20 protein-coding genes and 2 pseudogenes are annotated in these 20,971 nt (G+C 68.7%); 14 read left to right on the top strand and 8 right to left on the bottom strand.

The genetic code is table 11. From position 1 onward, the window contains the following. The first annotated feature begins 7 nt into the window (after positions 1-7). The 3 genes from ACIBHX_RS45330 (at position 8) to ACIBHX_RS45320 (ending at position 5,440) form a co-directional block, all read left to right on the top strand. Positions 8-3,526, top strand: coding sequence for a discoidin domain-containing protein (locus ACIBHX_RS45330; protein ID WP_397074317.1), 3,519 nt, complete (start codon positions 8-10; stop codon positions 3,524-3,526). A 91-nt stretch (positions 3,527-3,617) separates the two neighbouring features. Then, complete coding sequence (locus ACIBHX_RS45325) at positions 3,618-4,553, top strand: aldo/keto reductase (RefSeq protein WP_397074316.1); 936 nt, start codon at positions 3,618-3,620, stop codon at positions 4,551-4,553. Then, positions 4,550-5,440 (top strand): amidohydrolase family protein, encoded by an 891-nt coding sequence (locus ACIBHX_RS45320; RefSeq protein WP_397074314.1) that lies wholly within the window; start codon positions 4,550-4,552, stop codon positions 5,438-5,440. The genes ACIBHX_RS45325 and ACIBHX_RS45320 overlap by 4 nt, the downstream gene beginning before the upstream one ends. Before the next feature lie 470 nt (positions 5,441-5,910). Here the strand turns inward: ACIBHX_RS45320 and ACIBHX_RS45315 are convergent. The 3 genes and pseudogenes from ACIBHX_RS45315 to ACIBHX_RS45305 all read right to left on the bottom strand — a co-directional run. Beyond that, positions 5,911-6,099 (bottom strand): annotated as a pseudogene (locus ACIBHX_RS45315) (IS110 family transposase); the annotation flags it as partial. Positions 6,100-6,394: 295 nt separating this feature from the next. Next, positions 6,395-6,634: pseudogene (locus tag ACIBHX_RS45310) on the bottom strand (SAM-dependent methyltransferase); the annotation flags it as partial. A gap of 83 nt (positions 6,635-6,717) precedes the next feature. Continuing rightward, entirely contained in the window at positions 6,718-8,256 is a 1,539-nt protein-coding gene (locus tag ACIBHX_RS45305) for an alpha/beta hydrolase (protein WP_397074312.1), read from the bottom strand. 145 nt (positions 8,257-8,401) lie between these two features. On the opposite strand from ACIBHX_RS45305, the gene ACIBHX_RS45300 reads away from it, so the two are divergent. Next, positions 8,402-8,593, top strand: coding sequence for a hypothetical protein (locus ACIBHX_RS45300; protein ID WP_397074310.1), 192 nt, complete (start codon positions 8,402-8,404; stop codon positions 8,591-8,593). On the opposite strand, the gene ACIBHX_RS45295 is transcribed toward ACIBHX_RS45300, so the two are convergent. After that, positions 8,581-9,066 carry a MarR family winged helix-turn-helix transcriptional regulator gene (locus tag ACIBHX_RS45295; protein WP_397074309.1) on the bottom strand — a complete coding sequence of 162 codons (486 nt, stop codon included), beginning with the start codon at positions 9,064-9,066 and terminating at the stop codon, positions 8,581-8,583. The genes ACIBHX_RS45300 and ACIBHX_RS45295 overlap by 13 nt on opposite strands. Positions 9,067-9,174: 108 nt before the next feature. Here ACIBHX_RS45295 and ACIBHX_RS45290 point away from each other — a divergent pair, with 108 nt between their 5' ends. Both ACIBHX_RS45290 and ACIBHX_RS45285 read left to right on the top strand, forming a co-directional pair. Further along, positions 9,175-9,834, top strand: a complete 660-nt coding sequence (locus ACIBHX_RS45290; protein ID WP_397074308.1) for an NADPH-dependent FMN reductase — start codon at positions 9,175-9,177, stop codon at positions 9,832-9,834. Positions 9,835-10,007: 173 nt separating this feature from the next. After that, a complete protein-coding gene (locus tag ACIBHX_RS45285; RefSeq protein WP_397074306.1) occupies positions 10,008-10,331 on the top strand; it encodes a putative quinol monooxygenase in 324 nt (107 codons plus the stop codon). Between the two features lie 428 nt (positions 10,332-10,759). Here the strand turns inward: ACIBHX_RS45285 and ACIBHX_RS45280 are convergent, their stop codons facing one another. Further along, entirely contained in the window at positions 10,760-11,623 is an 864-nt protein-coding gene (locus ACIBHX_RS45280; RefSeq protein WP_397074304.1) for an NAD(P)-dependent oxidoreductase, read from the bottom strand. A 117-nt stretch (positions 11,624-11,740) separates the two neighbouring features. On the opposite strand from ACIBHX_RS45280, the gene ACIBHX_RS45275 reads away from it, so the two are divergent. From ACIBHX_RS45275 to ACIBHX_RS45265, 3 genes are all read left to right on the top strand, one after another. Beyond that, positions 11,741-12,295 (top strand): CGNR zinc finger domain-containing protein, encoded by a 555-nt coding sequence (locus tag ACIBHX_RS45275; RefSeq protein ID WP_397074302.1) that lies wholly within the window; start codon positions 11,741-11,743, stop codon positions 12,293-12,295. 155 nt (positions 12,296-12,450) lie between these two features. After that, positions 12,451-12,837 carry a helix-turn-helix domain-containing protein gene (locus ACIBHX_RS45270; RefSeq protein WP_397074301.1) on the top strand — a complete coding sequence of 129 codons (387 nt, stop codon included), beginning with the start codon at positions 12,451-12,453 and terminating at the stop codon, positions 12,835-12,837. Positions 12,838-12,951: 114 nt separating this feature from the next. After that, positions 12,952-13,233, top strand: a complete 282-nt coding sequence (locus ACIBHX_RS45265; RefSeq protein ID WP_397074299.1) for a hypothetical protein — start codon at positions 12,952-12,954, stop codon at positions 13,231-13,233. 205 nt (positions 13,234-13,438) lie between these two features. On the opposite strand, the gene ACIBHX_RS45260 is transcribed toward ACIBHX_RS45265, so the two are convergent. Further along, the gene (locus ACIBHX_RS45260; RefSeq protein ID WP_397074297.1) at positions 13,439-14,728 is read right to left on the bottom strand and encodes an FAD-dependent monooxygenase; all 1,290 of its coding nucleotides are present in this window, start codon (positions 14,726-14,728) and stop codon (positions 13,439-13,441) included. A gap of 1,270 nt (positions 14,729-15,998) precedes the next feature. Here ACIBHX_RS45260 and ACIBHX_RS45255 point away from each other — a divergent pair. The 5 genes from ACIBHX_RS45255 to ACIBHX_RS45235 all read left to right on the top strand — a co-directional run bounded on the left by ACIBHX_RS45255 (position 15,999) and on the right by ACIBHX_RS45235 (position 19,707). Beyond that, positions 15,999-16,184 (top strand): hypothetical protein, encoded by a 186-nt coding sequence (locus ACIBHX_RS45255; RefSeq protein ID WP_397074296.1) that lies wholly within the window; start codon positions 15,999-16,001, stop codon positions 16,182-16,184. A gap of 4 nt (positions 16,185-16,188) precedes the next feature. Then, on the top strand, positions 16,189-17,262 hold the full coding sequence (locus ACIBHX_RS45250; protein WP_397074295.1) for a hypothetical protein: 1,074 nt from the start codon (positions 16,189-16,191) through the stop codon (positions 17,260-17,262). 430 nt (positions 17,263-17,692) lie between these two features. Then, positions 17,693-18,688 (top strand): GlxA family transcriptional regulator, encoded by a 996-nt coding sequence (locus tag ACIBHX_RS45245; protein ID WP_397074293.1) that lies wholly within the window; start codon positions 17,693-17,695, stop codon positions 18,686-18,688. 39 nt (positions 18,689-18,727) lie between these two features. Continuing rightward, positions 18,728-19,513, top strand: coding sequence for an MBL fold metallo-hydrolase (locus tag ACIBHX_RS45240; protein ID WP_397074292.1), 786 nt, complete (start codon positions 18,728-18,730; stop codon positions 19,511-19,513). 8 nt (positions 19,514-19,521) lie between these two features. Further along, positions 19,522-19,707 carry a hypothetical protein gene (locus ACIBHX_RS45235; protein ID WP_397074290.1) on the top strand — a complete coding sequence of 62 codons (186 nt, stop codon included), beginning with the start codon at positions 19,522-19,524 and terminating at the stop codon, positions 19,705-19,707. Between the two features lie 234 nt (positions 19,708-19,941). On the opposite strand, the gene ACIBHX_RS45230 is transcribed toward ACIBHX_RS45235, so the two are convergent. Continuing rightward, positions 19,942-20,577 carry a transcriptional regulator gene (locus ACIBHX_RS45230; RefSeq protein ID WP_397074288.1) on the bottom strand — a complete coding sequence of 212 codons (636 nt, stop codon included), beginning with the start codon at positions 20,575-20,577 and terminating at the stop codon, positions 19,942-19,944. Further along, positions 20,574-20,969: a DNA-binding protein gene (locus tag ACIBHX_RS45225; protein ID WP_397074286.1), complete on the bottom strand. Its 396-nt coding sequence runs from the start codon at positions 20,967-20,969 to the stop codon at positions 20,574-20,576. Before ACIBHX_RS45225 ends, ACIBHX_RS45230 begins: the two co-directional genes overlap by 4 nt. Positions 20,970-20,971: the final 2 nt, after the last annotated feature.

The raw sequence follows: 20,971 nt of genomic DNA, 5'->3' as shown, positions 1-20,971 counted from the left end.
CTCGGCAATGACGACGTTCCGCTTACGCCGTGGCACGGCTGGCTTACTCGGGCTGTTCGTGCTCGTCGGCATGGTCCCGGGTCACCCCGTGGCCCAGGCAACGACCCAGACGACTTTCTGGGTCGCCCCGCCCAACGATCCGACGACACCGGGCAGCGACACCAATGTCGGTGACCAGCAGCACCCGTTCGCCACGCTCAACCACGCACGGCAGATGGTGAACAGCCTCCGGGCCGATGGCACGCAGACCGGCGACATCGTGGTCAACATCGGCCCCGGCACCTACTACACCCCCGCGCCGGTGGAATTCACCAACGCCGACTCCGGAACCGGCGGCTTCCAGGTGATCTACCGGAACGCGCCCGGCAGCGCCGTCGGCTCGGCGAGGTTCGTCGGCGGCAACCCGGTCACCTCCGCCTGGAACCTCGTCACCGCCACCACCGGCAGTGACGCGGCCCTGCCCGCGAGCGCCGCCGGACGCGTGTACAAGACCAACGTCGGGACCGGCACCCCCTTCAACACCCTCTACGTCGACGGCACCCGCGCGACGACGGCAAGGACGCCGAACCGGGCCGTCGACCCGCGCTTCCCCTCGGCGCTCGGCGGCTACTTCAACGCGACCGGCGGCGGCATGACCAGCCTGGTCTACAGCGCCACCGACCTGCCCAACACCTCGGCCTCCATCAAGGGGCTGACCGGCGCGCAGCAGGCCAACCAGCTCGACGCCCAGCTCGTCGCCTGGGATTACGGCAAGGCATGGATGACCGACACCATCCCCCTCGGGTCGGTCAGCACCTCCACCCGCACATTCGCCTTCAAGGCGGTCGCCGGGCATCCCGAGCTCAACCGGCCCAAGTACCCGATGGCGAGCGGATCGCGCTACTTCGTGCAGGGCAACCTGGGCTTCCTTGACGCGCCCGGGGAGTACTACTACAACAAGACGACAGGCGACCTCTACTACTACCCCGTGAACGGAGCCGACCCCAACCAGCAGTCGATCGTCGTCCCCACGACCGAGAGCATCCTCCGGGTCGCCGGGGCCTCGCGGACGAACCAGGCATCGAACATCACCTTCGACGGTCTGGCGTTCGAGGGCACGGACTTCCCCGACTACTACTCCTACGGCTGGAACTGGGGCGACGCCGGCGCGGGCATGGGCACCTACCCACCGGAGGCGGCCGGCGCCACCCTGCCGTCCTACAGCGAGTCCACCGAGCGGGTGGAGTTCCAGACCGGCAACATCGTGATGACGAACGCCAGCCGCATCACGGTGACGAACGCGCACATCAAGAACGCCGGGATGTTCGGCGTCGAGCTCTACCTCGGCGTCGACCACGTCACGGTCTCGAACTCCCTCATCGAGGCCACCGGGCACGGCGGCGTCAACGTCGAAGGCGGATACCCCGGAACAGGCGGAGACGCCTCCGGCAACGGGTACACCACCGACAACACGGTGACCAACAGCCTGATCCACGACGTCGGACAGCTCGTCGGCCAGACCGCCGGCATCACGATCAACAATGCCACCGCCACCACGGTGTCCAACAACGAGATCTACAACTCCCCACGCCGCGGGCTGTTCATCATGGGCGGCTGGCCCCGCAACACCGGGACCGCGACACCCAACGACAAGGGCTACAACCGGATGACGGACCTGTATGCCCACCACAACGTCTTCACCCGCAACTACCTGCACGACCTCCAGCAGGATGGCGGCGACGACGGCGGGTTCTTCTGCGCGATGCTCTACCGGGGCACCGACGGTGCCACCGCGAACCGGGTCAACACCATCGACCAAATGCTGATCGACGACGTCGGCTCGAACCCGTCCATGGCCGACTACGCGCCCAACGACCTCAACCTCGACATGGGCTGCTCCGGTTTCACGATCAGCAATCTGAAGGCCGTCAACCCGCAGAACTTCAACGCCGAGCTGATGACGATCGAGCAGTACTCGGACGTCATCAGCCTCACGAACACGAACATCGACTACGGCTCGGCCGTCAACCAGCTGGCCACGTTCGACGACACCAGGATGGACTACGCGAACATCGGGCTGACGGCGTCGTTCCCGAGCGGGTACAGGCCGCAGGTGACCCCTCCGGTTCCGCCGTCGAACGTCTACTTCCAGGACGCGTTCGAGTCCGGGCTCGATCTGACGAAGTGGACCTACCGCGGCGCCGCGCCGCAGATCTCCACGGAGTTCATCGCCGAGGGCGTCCTCGGCGGCAAGCGGTCCCTGCAGCTCGACAGCGACAACTCTCCGGCCGGGGTCAAGCCTGTCCTCGTCCGCGACTTCGGCCAGCCGCTGCAGCGGATCGTCACCGTCGACTTCTTCGACCGGCAGAGCTCGGTTCTGGCGACGTACAACTCGGGGGTTCCCCGGCCGACCACGGTCAGGTCGTTCGCCCGCGCGGACGACGGGCAGCGCGTCGTCGGCCTCGGCGTGGACACCGCGGTGAGCGCGACGGCGTACGTCCTGCAGAACGGTTCGACGCAGACGGCCACCACCGTGCCGCGCACCTACGGCTGGCACCGGTTCACCTGGGACTACACCGGCGGGACCAGCGCCACGGTCTCGATCGACGGCACCGTCGTCGGCACGGTCGGCGGGCTCGCCGGCGTGAGTCGTCTGGAACTGGGCAACGCCGACGGCAAGGGCATCACCTTCTACGACCGGGTCTCCGTCCACGGCGGCACCGGCTCCGGCACGGCCCCCGCCCTGCCCGGTCCGTCGATCGACCTGGCGCAGAACGCGACGGCCACCGCTTCCACCGTGGAGACGTCGTCGTTCCCGGCCTCGAACGCCACCGACGGTAACCCGGCCACCCGCTGGTCCAGCCAGTACGCCGACCCGACCTGGCTCCAGGTCGACCTCGGGTCGGTGAAGACGTTCAACCGGGCGGTGCTGGCGTGGGAGGCCGCGTACGGCAAGGACTACCAGATCCAGACCTCGAACGACGGCACCACCTGGACCACCGTCGCCACGCGCACCGGGGGATCGGGCGGCACCGACACGCTGAGCGGGTTCACCGCCAGCGGACGCTACGTCCGGATGTACGGGACCGCCCGCGGCACGTCGTGGGGTTATTCCCTGTACTCGTTCCAGGTGTACGACGACGGCGCGGCCAAGACCGGTGTGGTCCTGCGGGCGCACGCGAACGGCGCGTACGTCACGGCGGCAAGCGGCGGGGCGTCCGCGCTGATCGCCAACAGCTCGTCCGTCGGCCAGTGGAGCGTGTTCGACGTGATCGACAAGGGCAACGGCGACATCGCACTGCGCGCGCACGCGAACGGAAAGTACGTGTGCGCTGACAACGGCGGCGCGTCCCCGCTGATCGCCAACCGCACCGCCGTCGGCCCGTGGGAGACGTACAAGCTGATCCACAACGCGGACGGCAGCGTCAGCCTGAAGTCGCTGTCCAACGACCGCTACGTGACCGCTGCCGAGGCCGGCGCGTCGTCCCTGATCGCCAACCGCACCGCCATCGGCCCGTGGGAGGAGTTCGACCTGGTCGCCGTCTGAGCGACCGATCGGGAGGCCGCCCGGCCGGCATGAGCCGGCGGCCTCCCCGCCCACCGCGCACGTTCCAGCCCGCCCCTGACGAGGAGACACGGTGACGAGCCTCGGCCCGCCACAACGGCCCAACACCCTTGACCTGCCGGCCTTCGGCCTCGGCTGCGCGCCGATCGGCGACCTGTACGAGCGGCTCACCGATGCGCACGCGCTGGCCACGGTGCACCGCGCCCTCGACCTCGGCATCAGGCTGTTCGATGTGGCCCCCCGTTACGGCGCCGGACTGGCCGAGCATCGCCTGGGCCGGGCGCTGCGCGACGCCGACAGGACAGAGATAGTCATCTCCACGAAGGTCGGCTGGCTGCTCGACGACGACGGCGCGGCGCGTCCCGACTTCTCCGCGAAGGGGGTCGCGGCCTCACTCGCGGCGAGCCTGGACCGGCTCGGCGTGGATGCCGTGGACCTCGTCCACATCCACGATCCCGACGACCACCTCGGCCCCGCGCTCGACGAGGCGCTTCCGGAACTGCTGGCGCTGCGCGCCGCGGGGGTGATCCGGGCCATCGGCGTCGGCATGAACGACAGCGGGCTGCTCAGCCGGTTCGTCCCGGACACCGGCATCGACTACGTCCTGATCGCGGGGCGGTACACCCTGCTGGAACAGCCCGCGCTGCGGGACCTGCTGCCACTCTGCCTGGACCACGGCGTCGGCGTCATCGTCGGCGGGATCTACAACTCGGGGCTGCTCGCCGACCCGCGACCCGGCGCGAAGTACAACTACGCCTCCGCGCCCGAGGTGGTGCTGGAGAGGGCCGTCGCGTTGCGGGAGCACTGCGCGGCGCACGGCGTGCCGCTCAAGGCCGCCGCCGTCCAGCTGCCGCCGGCGCACCCGGCCGTCCACAGCGTCGTCATCGGAGCCGCCTCGCCCGAGGAAGCGGCGGAGAACGCCGCCATGGCGCGGACGCCGATCCCACCGGAGCTGTGGCAGGACCTGCGCGAATCGGGGCTGCTCGATCCGCGGGCTCCCACGCCATGACCGTCATCGACGCACACCACCACCTCTGGGACGCCCGCCTCCATCCACAGCCCTGGCTGGACGCGGCGGACGCACGCGACCTTCCGCGGCACGCGACCGCCGACGAGTTCTCCCGAGCCGTGGCGGCCACCGCCGTCAGCGCGAGCATCTGCGTCCAGGCCGGCCCGTCTCCCGACGAGACGCGATGGCTGCTGGACGCGGCGAGGCGGAGCAGCGTCATCGCTGGGGTCGTGATGCAGCGCTCGCTGGCCGATACCGGGCGCGGACCTGCGCTGATCGTCGCCGCGGACGCCGAGGGCGGCGGCCCGCCGCCGCTGGTCGGCGTCCGAGATCCGGCGCTGCTGGGGCGGGCGACCACAGGTGACCGCGCGGTGCGTGCGAACCTGGACCTCCTCGCGGAACGCGGGCTCCCGCTCGACGTTCTGGCCACCCCCGCCGAACTCCGCGGCCTCGGATCTCTGGCACGGAGCCATCCGTCAACGACCTTCGTGCTCGATCACATCGGCTACCCGCCGCTTACCGCGGGCAGGCGCACGATGGGCTCCTGGGCGAGGGGCCTGGGCGCACTGGCGCGGTGCCCCAACGTGGTCGCAAAACTCTCCGGGCTGCCGCCCACCTCTGACCGGCCCGGCGACCCGGTCTCCTTCGCCATCGTCCACGCGATCGAGGTGTTCGGGCCGCGGCGGCTCATGCTCGGGTCGGACTGGCCGGTCACGACACGCAGCACAGACTACAGGCCGTGCCTCGAACGCCTGACCGCCTCGCTGGCCGGCCTCTCACCCGCAGACCAGGACGCGATCCGGTCCACCACCGCCCGCACCGTCTACCTCCGGGACGCGCGGGCGACCGATGAATCTGGAAGATGTGAAGAAGGGCCGATGCTGTGACCGTTCCCATCCGTGGTTACGAGGCCGAGCCGTGCTACAACCTAACTGGCGCGATCGGCGCCGGGTACACTGCGCATGCTGGAAGTTCCGTCCAGGCAGCTCAAGCGGCGTACGAGCCCATGGAGGACCCGTGGAGTCCTGGCGTTGTAGGCAGTATGCGATGGAGCGCCTACGCGGGTTGCCCTGTGCGTGGCATGGTCGTCCCTGATCGGTGAGGGGTGCAGACGGCGCCGTCAGGGCGCCCAGCCGGGCGGAACCGCGGGTAAAGGATTGCTCGCGTGTACGCGGCACAGGTCGGCACACCGCGTCGCGCCCCGACATGACGCTGAGGGCAATCCTGAGCACGGTGGTAGGAATCGCCACCATGCGACACTGGCCGACATCGATCAAGCAAACTCATAATCCGCAGGTTTGAGCCGCCCCGCACTGCACTGTCCGCGTCACTGACGTCACCTCCACCGTCATGCCTTGCGCTGGGTGACAAGGTCATCGCGGTAGTCGGCCAGCAGTTTCACCTCCCGTGACGGGCCGTTTAGCTGGGCGACGGGCAGGTCCGGCTCCCGCAGTGCGACCCGGGCAACGGCCAGGGCGTCGATCGGGTCGGATTTGCCGCGCTCGCGACCCGCGCGACGCTGACCGGCCATCAGCTGGGTGGTGACCCCGGTAGGACCAGGGTGTCCGGGTCGACCGGATGGAGTCACGTTTCCCGTACGAACCCGTACACCCCCATCCCGCGGGCGGCCATGCCGGCGCCGGAACGCGACCAGGCAGGACAGGTGTACCGACACCCGCGGCTGGGGATCCGGCGTGCCGCACGCAGTCGGCGCGGGTCCGCTCCGCGGCCGGGATGAACTCCAGCAGCAGCGGCCGCGGAGGGTCCGGGTCGCCAGCGAGGTCGGCGGTTGTGGAGGTCGCGGCGATGGCCTTGAGCGCGGTGGTGTGGGCTGGTCGACGTCAGGCTTGGTGTTGGCCCGCAGTGGCTGGCAGGGAGGGTACTTCTAGGAAAGTCCGTCGGTCGATGAACTGGCGGACGCCCCGCTCGGCCAGCAGCCGCACGGCCCTGATCAGGAAGACGCGGTTCGCCCGGGCCACCAGCCTGGTGTCGGGCGTTACGGCCAGCAGCCGGTCGGCCACCGCCCGGTCTATAGCGAGGTGATCCTTGCCACCCAGCACGTAGTCGTACACGCGGGCGGAACTCGGAACGGCCGATCATGAGTGTGCCTCATAGCTCACCGAAAGCCGCCGGACCACGGAAGTGGTCCGGCGGCCTCAGGGGGTCAGCCCCAGTTCAGCTTGTCCGTCGGCCAGGCACGCGGCTCCGTCGTGCTCTTGCGCAGGCCGTCCTTGAACGTGCCCACCGCGCAACGGGTGCCCGGCGGCGGCGTCTTCAACGAGATCAGGTACTCGTCGATGATGTCCGTCTGGCACTTGTCCTTGCCGTAGATGCGGTGCCCCCAGCCCTCGTAAGTGAGCAGCACCGCCTTCGAGCCGAGCTGGCGGGTCACGTGCGCCGACCACACGTACGGCGTGGCCGGGTCGTGCAGCGAGCTCCCCAGCAGGATCGGGGCGCTACCGGTGTACTTCAGCCGGTGCGGCGGGTTCACCGGCTTGGAGTTCATGCAGATCGGCAGGTCGTCATAAGGGTACGGGTGGTACCGCACGTCCTTGGCGAGCGCGTTGGAGACCTTCATGTACGCGGCGTACTCCGCGTAGCTGCGCACCCCGAGGTTGTAGTCCTGGCACAGGATCCGGGTCGGCAGCTCGGCCGTGTCCCCCTGCACGGGCCCCCGGCCCGGCAGCGGCGGGATCCATGACGGCTCCTTGCCGCCGCTGAGCCAGTTGATGACCTCGCTGAGCGTGCGCCAGTCCGGCCCCTCGGTCCCGAGCGCGGCGTTGTAGATGACCTGGATCTCCGTCATCTTCTTGCCCGAGCCGGGCGGGTAGTCCAGCTCGCCGTTGCGGGCCTTGGTCAGCAGGTCCTTCCACATCTTGCGGATGTCCTTGCCGTGCAGGACGCAGCTCTCGTCCTGCTCGCACCAGCCGATCATCTGGTCGAAGGCGTCCTCGACGGCGATCGCCTCGGTCGCCAGGAAGCCCGCCGCGCCCAGGCTGTGGTCCATGTTGCTGTCCAGCGCCAGGGCGCGGATGTTGTTCGGGAACAGCTCGGCGTACATCTGGCCCATCAGCGTGCCGTACGAGATGCCGTAGAAAGTGAGCTTCTGCTCGCCGAGGGCGGCGCGCAGCGCGTCCATGTCGCGGGCGACGGAACGCGAGTCCACGAAGTCGTACAGCGGGCCGGTGCGGGCCCGACAGTCCGGGTGCAGCTTCTTGGTGAAGGCATCCCACGCGGCGAAGTCGGCCTGGCTGCGCATGACGGTCTGCGGCATCTGGTTGTACACCGAGGCCGAGCAGATCACCGGATGGCTGCGGCCCACCCCGCGCGGGTCGAAACCGACGATGTCGAAACGCTTCTGGAGCTCCTCGGTGTAGGAGCCGGGCGCGCCGTACACGGCCTCGACGCCCGATCCGCCCGGACCGCCCGGGTTGATCACCAGGGAACCGACGCGGGCCGACGGATCCGTCGCCTTGCGACGGGCCAGGGCCAGGTCGATCTTGTCGCCGTCGGGCTTGGACCAGTCGATCGGCACCGTCAGCTTGCCGCACTCGGCGCTGGGCTCCTCCTCACAAGGGGCCCACGCGATGGTGCTCTTGTCCGCCGGTGTGGTCGCGGCCTCGGCCGTCGAGAACATCGAAACGGGTAAAACGGTCGCCAGCGCCAGCAAGGCGGCGGCGAGTGTGGATGTGCGTTTACGCACAGTGCTCCAATCAGTGCTCGTTTGAGGGCATTGAGAGTTGTTAATCTTGGTGCATCTGAGGCAGACGTGCGTTCGGATTAACCCCATCAACTGCCCTCAAATCGCGACACTGCTCGTAAGCCGCCCGGGCCGACTGCGTCCCCCGGTGCGGGCCGCCGCCACCGTCACCGACCCGGCCGACGCCCTGCCCCCCGCTGTCCTGGCCACCGGCATTCGGGTGGCGGCCGACGTACGGCTGGACGCCGCGGTGCGCCTACCCGAACCGGTTGGGGTCGAGATGGAGACCGCGGCGACCGTGCTGGCTCGGCGCAATCCAGCAGCTTCTCAATCGCACTGAGGCGGCGACGCGAGGTGCGGACCGCTCTCATCGGACTCGGGGCGATCGGCGCCGACCGCGCGCAACAGCAGCTCGTGAAGGGTTGCGCGCTCCTTGGGGCTGAGCGCGTGGAGAATCGTGCCCTCAACTCTCGTGAGTCGCGCCTGAGCCGCCTTTAGTGCCGTCTCGCCACCTTCGGAGAGTTCGACGATGTGCCGTCGGCGGTCGGCGGGGTCGCGACGGCGGATTGTCAGCCCACGCTCCTCGAGTTCGTTGAGGAGTCCGACGACGTTGCTTGGATCAAGGCCGAGCATCTCCCCGAGTGCCTGCTGGCTCATGGCCCCGCGTTGGCTCAGCAGGTTGAGCGCGATGACCTGCCGGTGGCGAAGATCGCCGGGCTCGGTCGACGCGTCGACGGCACGCCGTCCCATGCGCGCAAGGTGGGCAATCAGCGGCATGGACAGGCCCTCGAAGGTCGTCCGCGTGCTTTCCATTCTGCAAGCGTATCTCTGTCCGCAATGATCGGCGTTTATCCAATGATTGGTGTTCTGCAATGATTGGCGCTACATTCACGATCTGTTGATCGCAACCCGGAGGTGCGGATGTCCAAGCTGAAGATCATCGTGGGAACCACTCGCCCGACCAGGACGGCGGATCGGGTGGCGCCCTGGGTAGCCTCCGTCGCCGCCGCCCACGAAAGCTTCGATGTCGAGGTGCTGGACCTGCGGGACTGGCCGCTGCCGTTCTTCTCCGAGCACTTCGGCACCCTCGGCGACATCAACGACCCTACGTACTCCGAGCCGATCGTGAAGGCATGGAACCGGAAGATCAAGGACGCGGATGCCTATATCGTCGTGACGGGCGAGTACAACCACAGCCTCCCGGGCGTCCTGAAGAACGCCATCGACTCGGCCTGGCAGTCCAACGCGTTCCGCAACAAGCCGGTCGCCGTCGTCGGCTACAGCGCCGGCATCGGCGGCGGGATACGGGCGATCGAGCACCTCGCCCAGATCGTGGTGGAGACAGAGGCCGTGCCGCTTCGCAACACGGTCGTGATCCCGTTCGTCAACGACGCGTTCGATGATGCCGGCCGGCCGACGAGCCCCCTGACGAACGTGGGACTCGATGTCGTACTCGACGATCTGGCGTGGTGGTCGGTGGCGCTGGAGCAAGCCCGCGCAGCCGGGGAGTTGCTGCCGGGCCGGATCCGGCTGCGCGCTGCGATGCTCAACGCGGAAGCCGCCAAGGAGTCAGCGGCGTGACGTCGCCACGAACGGACGTCACACCATCACCTACCGGCAGCCAGTGCCAGTCCAGCCAGTGAAAGTGGGAACCCGTGTCTGACATCCTCTCCTCCGTCCCCGAACCGGACGAGGCCGCAGACCGTAGGCAGGCCGCGTCCCCGAAGGAGTACCCGGGGCCCATAGTCTTCACCGTGCGGCTGCAGGCCCGGCCGGACAAGATCGAGGCAGCCGAGCGGGCGCTGGAAAAGATCGCCGGCCCGACCCGTGCCAACCCGGACTGCCTGGAGATCCGCATCTTCCAGGATCGAAACAACCCGCACCTGTTCACCCTCCTGGAGCACTGGGTCAGCGTCCAGGCCGTCATGACCCACGGTCAGCGCGACTACATGGCGGAATACATGGCCACGAAAGACTTGATCTTCGAGGACATGTCCGGCGAGCACGTCCAGGAGATCCACCCGCTGAACGCAGCGCCCTGGGCCGAGCGCCAACCTGGCCATGTACGACGGCGCTGAACTCGGCAAGGCCATCACCGCGCACCCCTGCGACGTCGAGACCGCGCTGAGCGGATATGGGGCGGGCCATGTCCCCCCAAACGCCGGCGTCGGGGGTGCCGTCCTGCTCGGCGATCTCGACGGTGTGCGCGCCACGATGGCGTGGGAAACTTTGTCCATTGTCCGCGCTTTCGCCTCGGTCTTGGCTGAGAACGGTGGCGGCGCCGTGGTGAATATCGCTTCCTCGGCGTCCTGGTTCGTCTTCCCCAGCAGCTCCGGAAGTCCTTCGGGGGTTGACTTCGCATCCAGTGGTGTGCGTGTCGCCTCGTCGGCTGTCAGGGGTGGCGATGAGCCCACCCGCGAGCAGCGTCAACGGCACCAAGAGAACGCGAAGAGCTGTCTCGTGGCGCGATCGCCCGGCCGCGGCCACGGTGATTGGCCCACGGCGGTCACCGCGGCTGCTGTTCCGCGATGACCGCCCAGTCGTCCGCCCCGCAACCGTCGGCGATGGCCTGATCGAAGACAGTCCGCAGGAGTTCACCGATCGGGAGCGGAATGTCGTGGTCGTTCGCTGCATCGAGCGCGAGGTGGAGGTCCTTGCGGCCCAGGACTGTAGTGAATCCGGGCGGCTGGTAGCGCCGTTCGGCAATCATCGACCCGTAGCCGGTGTAGACGGCTCCCGGGAAGAGTGTTGAGGTCAGCAGTTCGACGAACTGCCCCGAGTCGACACCGGCGCCTTCCGCGAGGCTGACAGCCTCGCCCAGCGACTGGATCGCGCAGGCGATCAGGTAGTTCCCGAGGATCTTCACGATGTTGGCCTGCTCCGGACGATCGCCGAGTCGCCAGGTCCGCGAGCCGATCACGTCGAAGAGCGGCTGCACGCGGTCGATCAGCCCCTGCTCGCCCGCCGCGAGGATGTTGAGTGCTCCGGCTTCGGCGACCGGAACACGGCCGAAGACTGGTGCCGCGACGTACCCGACACCATGCTCGGCGTGCTCTGCGCCGGCCCGGCGAGCCAGGTCGGCGCTCACCGTCGCGAGGTTGACGTGAACAGTGCCGCCCGGGGCCTGAGCGAGAACACCGGAGTCGATGAACGTCTCGGCGACGGCCCGGTCATCGGCCAGGACCGAGAAGACCACCGGCGAGTGCATGGCCTCGGCGACCGAGGCGGCTCGCCGGGCACCCGCCGCGACAAGCTCGTCCGCGGGCCTGTCGGAGCGGTTCCACACCACGACGTCGTACCCGGCCCTCAAGAGGTTGCGTGCGATGGGCCGCCCCATTGCTCCCAGACCGATGACCGCGATGTTGCTCATGCGGAGAACCCTCTCTATGAACCGCCTAAGGCAGTTCTACGATGTCATGGGGGATACCATCATGTCGAACTGGCTAAGACGGTTCGAAAGGTGTTGTCGCTCACTGCGGAGGTTGGAATGACCGAGGACGTACGTCGTGTGTTCCGAATGGACAACGAGGTCCTGGCGTTCCGGTTCACTGCCACCGTCAGCGATCGAGCCGGCATGGCGCCGCGAGAGCGGCTGACTGACCCTGCACGACTGAAGATGTGGCTGCAGGCGACAGGGCTTGACGCCACGGACGTGTCGCTGACCGATCTGAAGGACGCCGTCGAGCTGCGCGAGGTGATCTACCGCATCGGGTCGGCGATCGCCGCAGGTGAACAGCCCGATTCGAAGGATGTCCGCACTCTCAACACGGTCGCGGCCGCTGGGCACGCAAAGGCCGCGCTCGAAGGCGGTCTCGCAGGATGGCACCTGACCGAGACGACCCCTGTCGGTGACGCCCTCGGGGTTCTGGCCACAGATGCCATCCACATCCTCGGGGGCCCCGACCGCAGCCGCATCAAGAACTGCGAAGGCCCCGGATGCGCGGGACTCTTCCTTGACACCAGCCGCGGAGCCAACCGCCGTTGGTGTTCCATGAACACCTGCGGCAACAAGGTCAAGAAGGCACGACTCGCCGAGACCTGACCCAACAGCCGTGATCAGGCCCGGCAAGCCCGACCACTCGCGCGCAGTAACGGACAGGACAACCGTCCGACTACCGGCTACCTCTCGATCGGCCCTCGTCTCATGCCCGTTGTCCTGGCCCGCCCGATAGCGCCGACCGCAAGCGGCTGAAGAAGATGGCCTACGGGCACAAGACCGAGTATCGGTTGCGCTTGCGCGCGCAGGTCGTCCTGCACGCGGCGCGCGGGCGCTCCAACGCGCGCGTCGCCCGTGAGACGGACCTGCACCTGGACACAGTGCGCACCTGGCGGGGCCGGTTCGCCGAGCAGGGCCTGCCGGCTCTGTCCGACCGCAAGCGCCTCGGTCGCCCGCGCGCATTCACCGCGCTGCAAACCTCCCAGGTCACCGCGCTGGCATGCCGACTGCCCGCCGAAACCGGGGTGCCGCTGTCCCGCTGGTCGGCCCCGGAACTGGCCCGCGAAACCATGCAGCGGGGCATCGCCACGTTCGTGTCAGCCTCCACCGTGCGTCCCTGGCCGGCCCAGGATGCGATCAAGCCCTAGCAGCACCGCTCCTGGATCTTCATCACGGACCCCGACTTCCGCACCAAGGCCGAACGCATCCTGGACCTATATGCCCGCACCTTCGACGGCGAGCCGCTCGGCGCGGACCAATACGTGATCAGCGCGGACGAGAAGACCTCCATCCAGGCCCGCTGCCGCTGCCACCCCGCCCTCGCGCCCGGGCAGGCCAGGGCAATGCGCGTCAACCACACCTACGGCCGTGGCGGCGCTCTGGCCTACCTGGCTGCCTACGACGTCCACCGCGCGAAGGTGTTCGGCCGCACCGAGCCGCGCACCGGCATCGACCCGTTCATGAACCACGAGCAATCCAGCTGGGAATCAATGGGCTTGGACGTCACAGGGTCGATGTCCCAATGGTCTTGTCAGTTCCGGTGAGCGCCGACCAGGCAAGTGACAGAACCACTGAGACCCCGCGCGGTGGAATCTCATCCACCTTGTCAGTTTTCCGAGTCAACACCGCCTCATCGGAACGTGGCGTGGCCGCCGAACGGGCGCTCCAACGCGCACTACGCGGCATGAGCGGAGGTCGTCCGGCGGTGTCCCACCGAAGCGTGGTCCCTCTCGACACGTTATGTGACACCTACGGCTTGGCCGACGAAGTGATCGGCGATCCGGCCGGTGCCCCGAAGTCCGGCACCCCCGCGTAGTCGGGCAGCTCGATGCCGTTGATCGCGCGCCCGACCAGCTCGGTGAACCATTCGCCGGCGAAATCGGGGCGCGGCTCGGCGTCTGGGCCGGGGAGGTCGCGGCTGCGGGCGTTCAACCGGCCGATCTCCTGGTTGGCCTCGACGAACGAGCGCATCCGCGCCTCGTAGCGGGCGAACCCGGCGTCGGGGTCCCATCCGGCGGCGGCCAGCTCTCCGGCCAGCAGGTAGGCGCCGACCAGCGCCAGCCCGGTGCCCTGCCCCGACATCGGCGAGGAGCTGAACGCCGCGTCCCCGAGCAGCCCCACCCGTCCACTCGACCAGCGGTCCATCACCACCTGGGCGACCTCGTCGAGGTAGAAGTCCGGGGTGTCGTCCAGGTGCGCGAGGAGGTCCGGGGTCAACCAGCCCAGGCCCGCCATCCGCTCACGCAGCAGGACCTTCTGGGCCGCGACGTCACGGTAGTCGACGTCGAAGTCAGCCGAGGCGAAGGAGAACATGGCCATCGCCCGGGTGGCGTCCTGGATGGGCCGCAGAAGGGCAGAGCGCCCGGACTCCTGGTCTTGGTGCTCAAGCAGCCAGCAGTCCAGCCCGAACTCGTTGGGCACACTGTAGAAGGCCAGCACGTGCCCGAGATGGCGGAGGAACCGCTCATGCGGCCCGAAGACCATCGCTCTCAGCTCCGAGTGCAACCCGTCGGCCCCGACCACCAGGTCGAAACGCCGCCGGTCGCCGTCCGCGAAGACCACGTCGACCCCGTCCACGTCCTGGGCGAGCCCCGCGATTCGGTCGCCGAAGACGTACTCGACGCCGTCGCAGGTGTCGTCGTAGAGCACCTGGGACAGGTCCCCGCGCAGGATCTCGATGTCCGCGATGAACCCGTCGCCACCGTCGTCGTCGGCACGGAAGGTCTCCAGCACTTGCCCGTCCGCGTCCACGGTGTGCGCGCCGGCGGTGTCGGTGCACGCCGCGCGCACCGCCGCGTCCAGCCCCATCCGCCCGATGACCTCCTTGGCGACCCCTCGTGCGTCCACCGCCTGCCCGCCGGGACGCAGCTCAGGAGCCCGCTCCACCACGGTCACCTCGGCCCCACGCCGGCGCAGCCAGTGGGCCAGCGCGGGTCCCGCGATGCTCGCCCCCGCCACCAACACCCTGGGACCGCTCACCCGCGTCCCCTGCTCGCCAGTCCGGATGGTGTGCTTCTGCTTGGAGTCGTCGACGCTCATCACTGCCTCCATGTGCTTCCTCCCGCGCTGGACGTTCCCAGCACAGGCCCACCGCTGTCGGTGTGTCCAGCCGTATCGACCACGGATCCGCACAAAACTCATCGGCACGACCGAAATCGCGTCCACGCTCCCGCAAACACCCTGAACTCTGCATGTGCATGCGACGGGCATGGTCATGATCGCCTCGGCCTCGGCAGACATTGATGAGAAACGCCTACTCCGATGACGCTCACATCAGCCCAGACTGGCGCAAACCAGGCGAACCAGGCCGTCAGCTAGGCCGCCGCCTGAGAATTCGCCAGATCTGCGCGCAACACAGTGAGACGCTGAAAGGACCAGTGAGAACGGACATCCACCTTCGTCTCATCTGACCTGACACATCTCGGCGAATGCGTCAGGTCTACTGAGACTGCGTCAGCTCAATTGAGACAGGACATTGGCACACCGTCCGCCTCTCGGGTGCTGACCTGGGAAGACGCCGGAACAGAGACGGGACAGTCCCCACGTTCTGTCTGGTCAGGCTCTCGACGCGGCCCATGTCCGCCGTATTCCGGTGGCACCCCTCGAGGGCCAGGCCCTCGGCGGCCGCCACGACGCCCCCCGTGCCGACCAGCGGCATCACCGAGCCCGAGGACGTGTTCCAGCGCGAGGTCCTGCACCGGCACGCCGACGCTGGCGACCGCGGCCACGGTCCGGCCGTCGACGCCGCCGCGGACCGGGCCTGGCTCGTCCGGGTCATGGCCGACCGCGCGGGACCAACCGCAAGTGTCAATAGACGTGGTCACCGCCCCGTCCCCCCAGCGCGACACTCTGACCAGCGGGTACGGCGAACACCGCGGCGGCCGCGAAGGCCTCACCGGCGCTCGAACTCGGCGCGATAGAGAAGGGGCCCACTGTTGGCGCAGCAGGCCCCCAAGGTCGAGGTGTTCCGTGGTCGAGACGGATAGTCCCCTTCGAAAAGTTCACCAACTCTCAGGCGAACTTTCCTCCATTGAAGCGGGACAAAATGGACATCGGTAGCGTGTGTGGCATATTCGCACGTTCGCGAATAGTGGTGTCCAACTTTGAACGCTACCGAACAGTGGCGAACGCCTCTGAACATCCGCGCCCACCAGCGTTTCCCCGGTTCCATGCATGGAGCCGAACAGGCGTGCGGCGTAGGCCATCATTGGTTAAACGCCCCTGATTTCGGACGGTTGGCGCCGACGGGATCACAAGGTTTTTCGGGGCCCTTCCGTGGTCGAACCTTCAAAAGTAGGTGATTCCCTCGATGTTCTCCGTTCGTTTCCGCTTCCCAGGTGCCGGCGTCGTCATCCTGATCATCGTCATCATGTTCACGGTGACACTGCTACGTCTGGGCTATGAGCCGGAGGCAGTGCTCGCGCTGATCGCGGGCACTGTGGCGGTAGCGGTCAAGGCCACGCAGCAGCTCCTTCCCCGGTCGAAGACGACCTAAGCGAATGGTGGTTCGCAAGGGCGGTGAAGAGCCCCAGCGCCAGGCAGGGAAAGCAGCGGCCGACAACTCGTTGTTCCGGCTGCGAGAAGCGTTGCAGACCTTGGCGTTGGCGGAAGAGGACCGCACGCGCGCGCTCGGAACCCTGGCCGCCGCCGAGAAGCATCACAAGCGTGCCGCGCGGCTCCTGGCGACGGTCGAAGAAGACCGCGAGCAGGCGGCACTGGCTCTGACCACGGCCAAGAAGGACCGAATACGTGCCGTACGGGTCCTGGCGGAAGAAACCGACCAGGTGTATGCGAGAGTCGGATCTCTGGACGCCAGGGAAAACAGTGCGGTTGCGCGTGCGGAGGGAGAGCTGGTAGCTGCCGACGCTCGTAGCGCGAGTGCCGAAGACGACCTGGTGCATGCCGACGTCCGGTACAGGGATGCGATAGAGGAACTGGGTCAGGCTGACGCCCAACGGGTGCGTGCCGAAGAAGAGTTGACGCACGCCGATGTCCGGCGCATGCAGGCGGAAAAGAGACTGAGGCTTACTGAGCAGCAGTACAACCTTACTGAGCAGCAGTACAAGCGCGTGATGGCTGAGGCAGGGACCGCTCGTGCTGCTGCCACAACCGCGGCGATAGAGTCCCACATCGCTGGAAGCCTCAGCAGTCAACGGCTGAATCAGGCGGAGGCGAGCGGACCGCCGGAATTGCCGTTCGGGCCGCCAGCAGACCTTCCAGGCTATGTTCTGAAGCCAGATCCGCTGTCTGCGCGAACTCCCGCCGAGTTCGTGGAGCTGCTGAAGCAGTACCGAATCTGGGCGGGCGAGCCCAGTTATCGGGAAATCGTCCGACGCGCTCGCAATGCGTTCGGCGCCAGCACATTGTGTGAAGCCCTGAAGTCCTCCCACCTGCCGCCCGAGAAGCTGGTCCGGGCCTTCGTCTGGGCTTGCTCCGGTTCTGAAGAGGACCTGCAGGCGTGGACCACCGCCTGGCGGCGGCTACGCATGAAGCATCAGCGGCCTCAGAACGAGACGCTGGCCGCCGTCACAGCATTGCCCATCAGTCACGAGGCCCCCGGCCTCGCTGGCTAAAGACGCAAGACGCGCTTCCGGCGGGCCTGCAAGAAGTCCGTCGTCGGGGATCAATCGGGCAGCCGTTAGCGGTAAGCGGGGGCGGGCTGCTTCGATCACAGTGTCCGGTGCTGTGGGGAGGGCGTCGGGCCTCAACAGCCTCGAGGATCAAGGGAACCGTGGTTATCGGTGAGATTGATCATGGTTGGTGGGGCCTCCGCCGCGAGGTACGACCCCTGCGCTCCCGCGCCGGGGCGGACGCCCAGCAGCTCCAGGCGACCGTCTTGGCGGCGATCACCGTGGTGGCCCGCGGCGGTGAACTGCCCGAACCGCCGCGCCTTCGCCCGTGAGCCGCGCTGTTCGGACGGGTCGCCCCGGCCGGTGACCGATGGCCGAATATGACAGAACCTGGTCATTGCGGACACGGCCCGGGCGGCGGAAGGATCGGGGTATGCCCGAACCGCGCACCGTCGTCATCGCCGCATTTCCCGGGGTCGAGTTGCTGGAGGTGACCGGCCCGGCGGAGGTCTTCTCCGTCGCCTCCCGCCTGGTCGCCGGCGACGCGCCCGCCTACCGGGTCGAGATCGCCGCCGCGCAGGCCGGCCCGCTGCCCACCGCCGCCGGGATCAGCCTGGTCGCCGCGCGGTCGCTGGCCGAGGTGGGCCCGGGTGTCGACACCCTCCTCGTGGCCGGCGCCATGGACCATGTCGGCGAACGCTACCGGGCCGTCGTCGACCCCGAGGTCGTCCGCTGGCTGGTCACAGCGGCGCCTGCTGCCCGGCGCGTCGGCGGCGTGTGCGCGGGCGTCCACCTGCTCGCCGAGGCCGGACTCCTCGCAGGCCTGCCTGCCACCACCCACTGGCTCACCGCCGACCAACTGGCCGCACACCACCCGGATATCAACGTCGACCCGGAGCCGATCTTCATCCGCGCCGGGCGGATCTGGACCTGCGCGGGCGTGACCGCCGCCCTGGACCTCGCCCTGGCCATGGTGGCCGAGGACCACGGACCGGCGATCGCCCTCGACGCCGCCCGCGCCATGGTCATGTACGTCAAACGCCCCGGCGGGCAGACGCAGTTCAGCGTGCCGCTCTCCCTCCAGGCGAGCACCGACGACCGCATCGACGAACTCCGCCGCTGGATCGACGCCAACCTCGCCGAGCGGATCCCGGTCGAGACCATGGCCGCCCGCCTGAACCTGAGCGTGCGCCACTTCGCCCGGGTCTTCCGCGACTGCACCGGCCGCACCCCGGCCGACTACCTGGAGGCGGTCCGGGTCGAGGCGGCCCGCCGCCTGCTGGAGGAGTCCGCCCGCGGCCTGCCCGACATCGCGGCCGCCAGCGGACTCGGTTCGGTGGAGACCCTGCACCGGGCCTTCCGCCGCCGCCTGGGCGCCACCCCGGCCGAGTACCGGCGCCGGTTTCGGCCGCATGCCACCGCCCGCTGAACCGCATCACTCGCACACTCGCCCCTGAGGAGCACCCCGTTGTCCCGCACCAAGGTCATCCCCATGCCCGTCCTGGGCCGGCACGCCGTCAACGCCTACCTGCTGCTCGGCCGCCACCCCATCATCGTCGACGCCGGAACCCCCGGCAGCGGCCGGCGCATCACCGAACAGGTCGCCGCCCACGGCGTGGATCCCGAGGACGTCCGCCTCATCGTCGTCACCCACGGCCACATCGACCACTTCGGCTCCGCCGCCGAACTGCGCCGCGTCACCGGCGCCCCGATCGCCGCGCACGCCGCCGACCTCGGCCCCTACCGCACCGGCCGGGTCCGCGAACCGTACCTGCCCACCGGCCCGATGGGACGGCTCATGGCCCGCAACCCGAAGCTCCACGAACAGGCCGAACCCTTCGAACCCGACCTCCTCGTCCACGGCGAGACGGGCCTCGCGGACTTCGGTGTCGACGGCCGCATCGTCCCCACCCCCGGCCACACCGCCGGCTCCGTCTCCGTCCTTACCGACGACGGCGACCTGGTGGCCGGCGACCTCATCGCCAACTCCTTCATGGGCCTGATCAAGGGCCGCCCCGCCAACCCGCCCTTCCACGACGACCCGCTCGCCAACCTCGCCAGCCTCCGCGCGATGCTCGCCCTCAAGCCCACCCGGCTCCACGTCGGCCATGGCACAGCCCTCGACCCGACCCGCGCCGACCGCTGGGCAACGATGGAACAGCGCAATCTCGAACGCCGAGCAGCCCAGGGCCGCCTGCGGATCAGACCACAGGAGCCGGAGGAGGATCTGACCCGAGCCGCCGAGCAGGCTTAGCCCGGGGCATGGAGGAGGTCGGTCAGCCTTCAAGAAACCATCGTGTCTGCACGCCCAATCCGCGGGGCCGGCTGCAGCACGCGGCCGCCACCGTGCCCGTGCGGGAAGAGGGGGACCGGCAGCTGACGTACGTGACCGTCGAAGGTGGCGAGCTCGACCACAGCCAGGCCAGCGCGGGGGAGGTGCACGCCTGATGGGGGTGCCACAGGAATACGGCGGAAACGGGCCGCGTCCGCCGGAGACCGCACGTCAAGCAGTGGGGGCGGAGGCCGAGGTTTCGGCTGTGGATGGCGGTGCCCGGCATAGGCGGGGTTGAGGAGCCGGCGGACAACCGTTGGCGCTTTCCTCAACCCCGGTACGGCCCCGGGCGCCTCTGGTCACCGGAAGCGCGACGCGCAGGCGTCACCGGGCGTACGCCTGCGACCAGGTCAAGGTTGCGCGTGCCGATCGAGACCGAGCGTGGCGATGAGGTCTTCATGGAGCTGGAACCAGACGCGATGGCAGGAGTCGACGTCGGTGCGGTCCACCCAGGCGCTTTCCCCGGCTCGGGCGCGCGCCAGGGCTGCGATGAATCGGGTGTCGTAACCACCCAACCGTGCCAGGACGCTCCCGAGCCGGTCGGCCAGTGGCGTGAGCGCGCGGGAGATGTCGACGAGCTCACGGAGGACCCTGGCGTCCCAGGCGGGATCACAGTGGTCGTTGGCGGCGAGCCGGTCGCCGGCGGTGGGCCGGAGTTGCCAGTCGGTACAGGCCCGTAGCAGGAGGGTGTTCAGCGGGAGGAACTCGCGGTAGACATCCAGGACCTCGTCGGCGCCACCGACGCGTGCGAGCTCGGCCGCGAGCTGGCGCTCGTTCTCGGCTCGGCCCGGTTCGGTCAGCGACCAGCCCCCGGTGCCTGCGAAGGCGGTGTGCCCGACCCAGCCGCGCGCCTCGGCGTCGCGCAGCAGCTCTTCGGTCTGGGCCGCGTCGAGCCCGTACCGCTGCGCAATCACCGGGGTGTCCGCGAACCCGAGGATGCGCACCGCGTGCAGGACCAGCAGGCCGAACGGAGAGTCGCGCGTCACGAGTCGGCGTCCTGTCGCGCTGTCAGGCGGTTGTAGTGCTGCTGGCACGCCTGGGGGGAGTTGAATCCCATCGTGTTCGCCATCTGCGCCCAGGTCAGCCCGACGCTGCGGGCGGTGAACAGCAGGGCGGATTCGAGTCCTTCGACTTCGGCGCGGGCGGCGGGCAGGAGAGCCAGCGCGCTCAGGACGTCCTCCGGGTCCAGGTCGGCGTTGCGCCAGACGGCGAACTGGACGAGGTCGACCGCCGACAGCGGGGCCGGCGAGGGGCGCCACGGACGGGCGTCGAGCGCGTCCGCGCCCAAGCGCAGAAGTCGTTCGCTCGCGTCGCGTTCGCGGTCGGCCTGGGCGTGGTCTGCGCGCCCGGTGTGAGTGATGTCCTGCTTGCGTGACATGC

Source organism: Nonomuraea sp. NPDC050536 (assembly GCF_044457685.1).
Classification (GTDB): domain Bacteria; phylum Actinomycetota; class Actinomycetes; order Streptosporangiales; family Streptosporangiaceae; genus Nonomuraea.
This window is presented reverse-complemented; position numbering and strand designations above follow the sequence as displayed.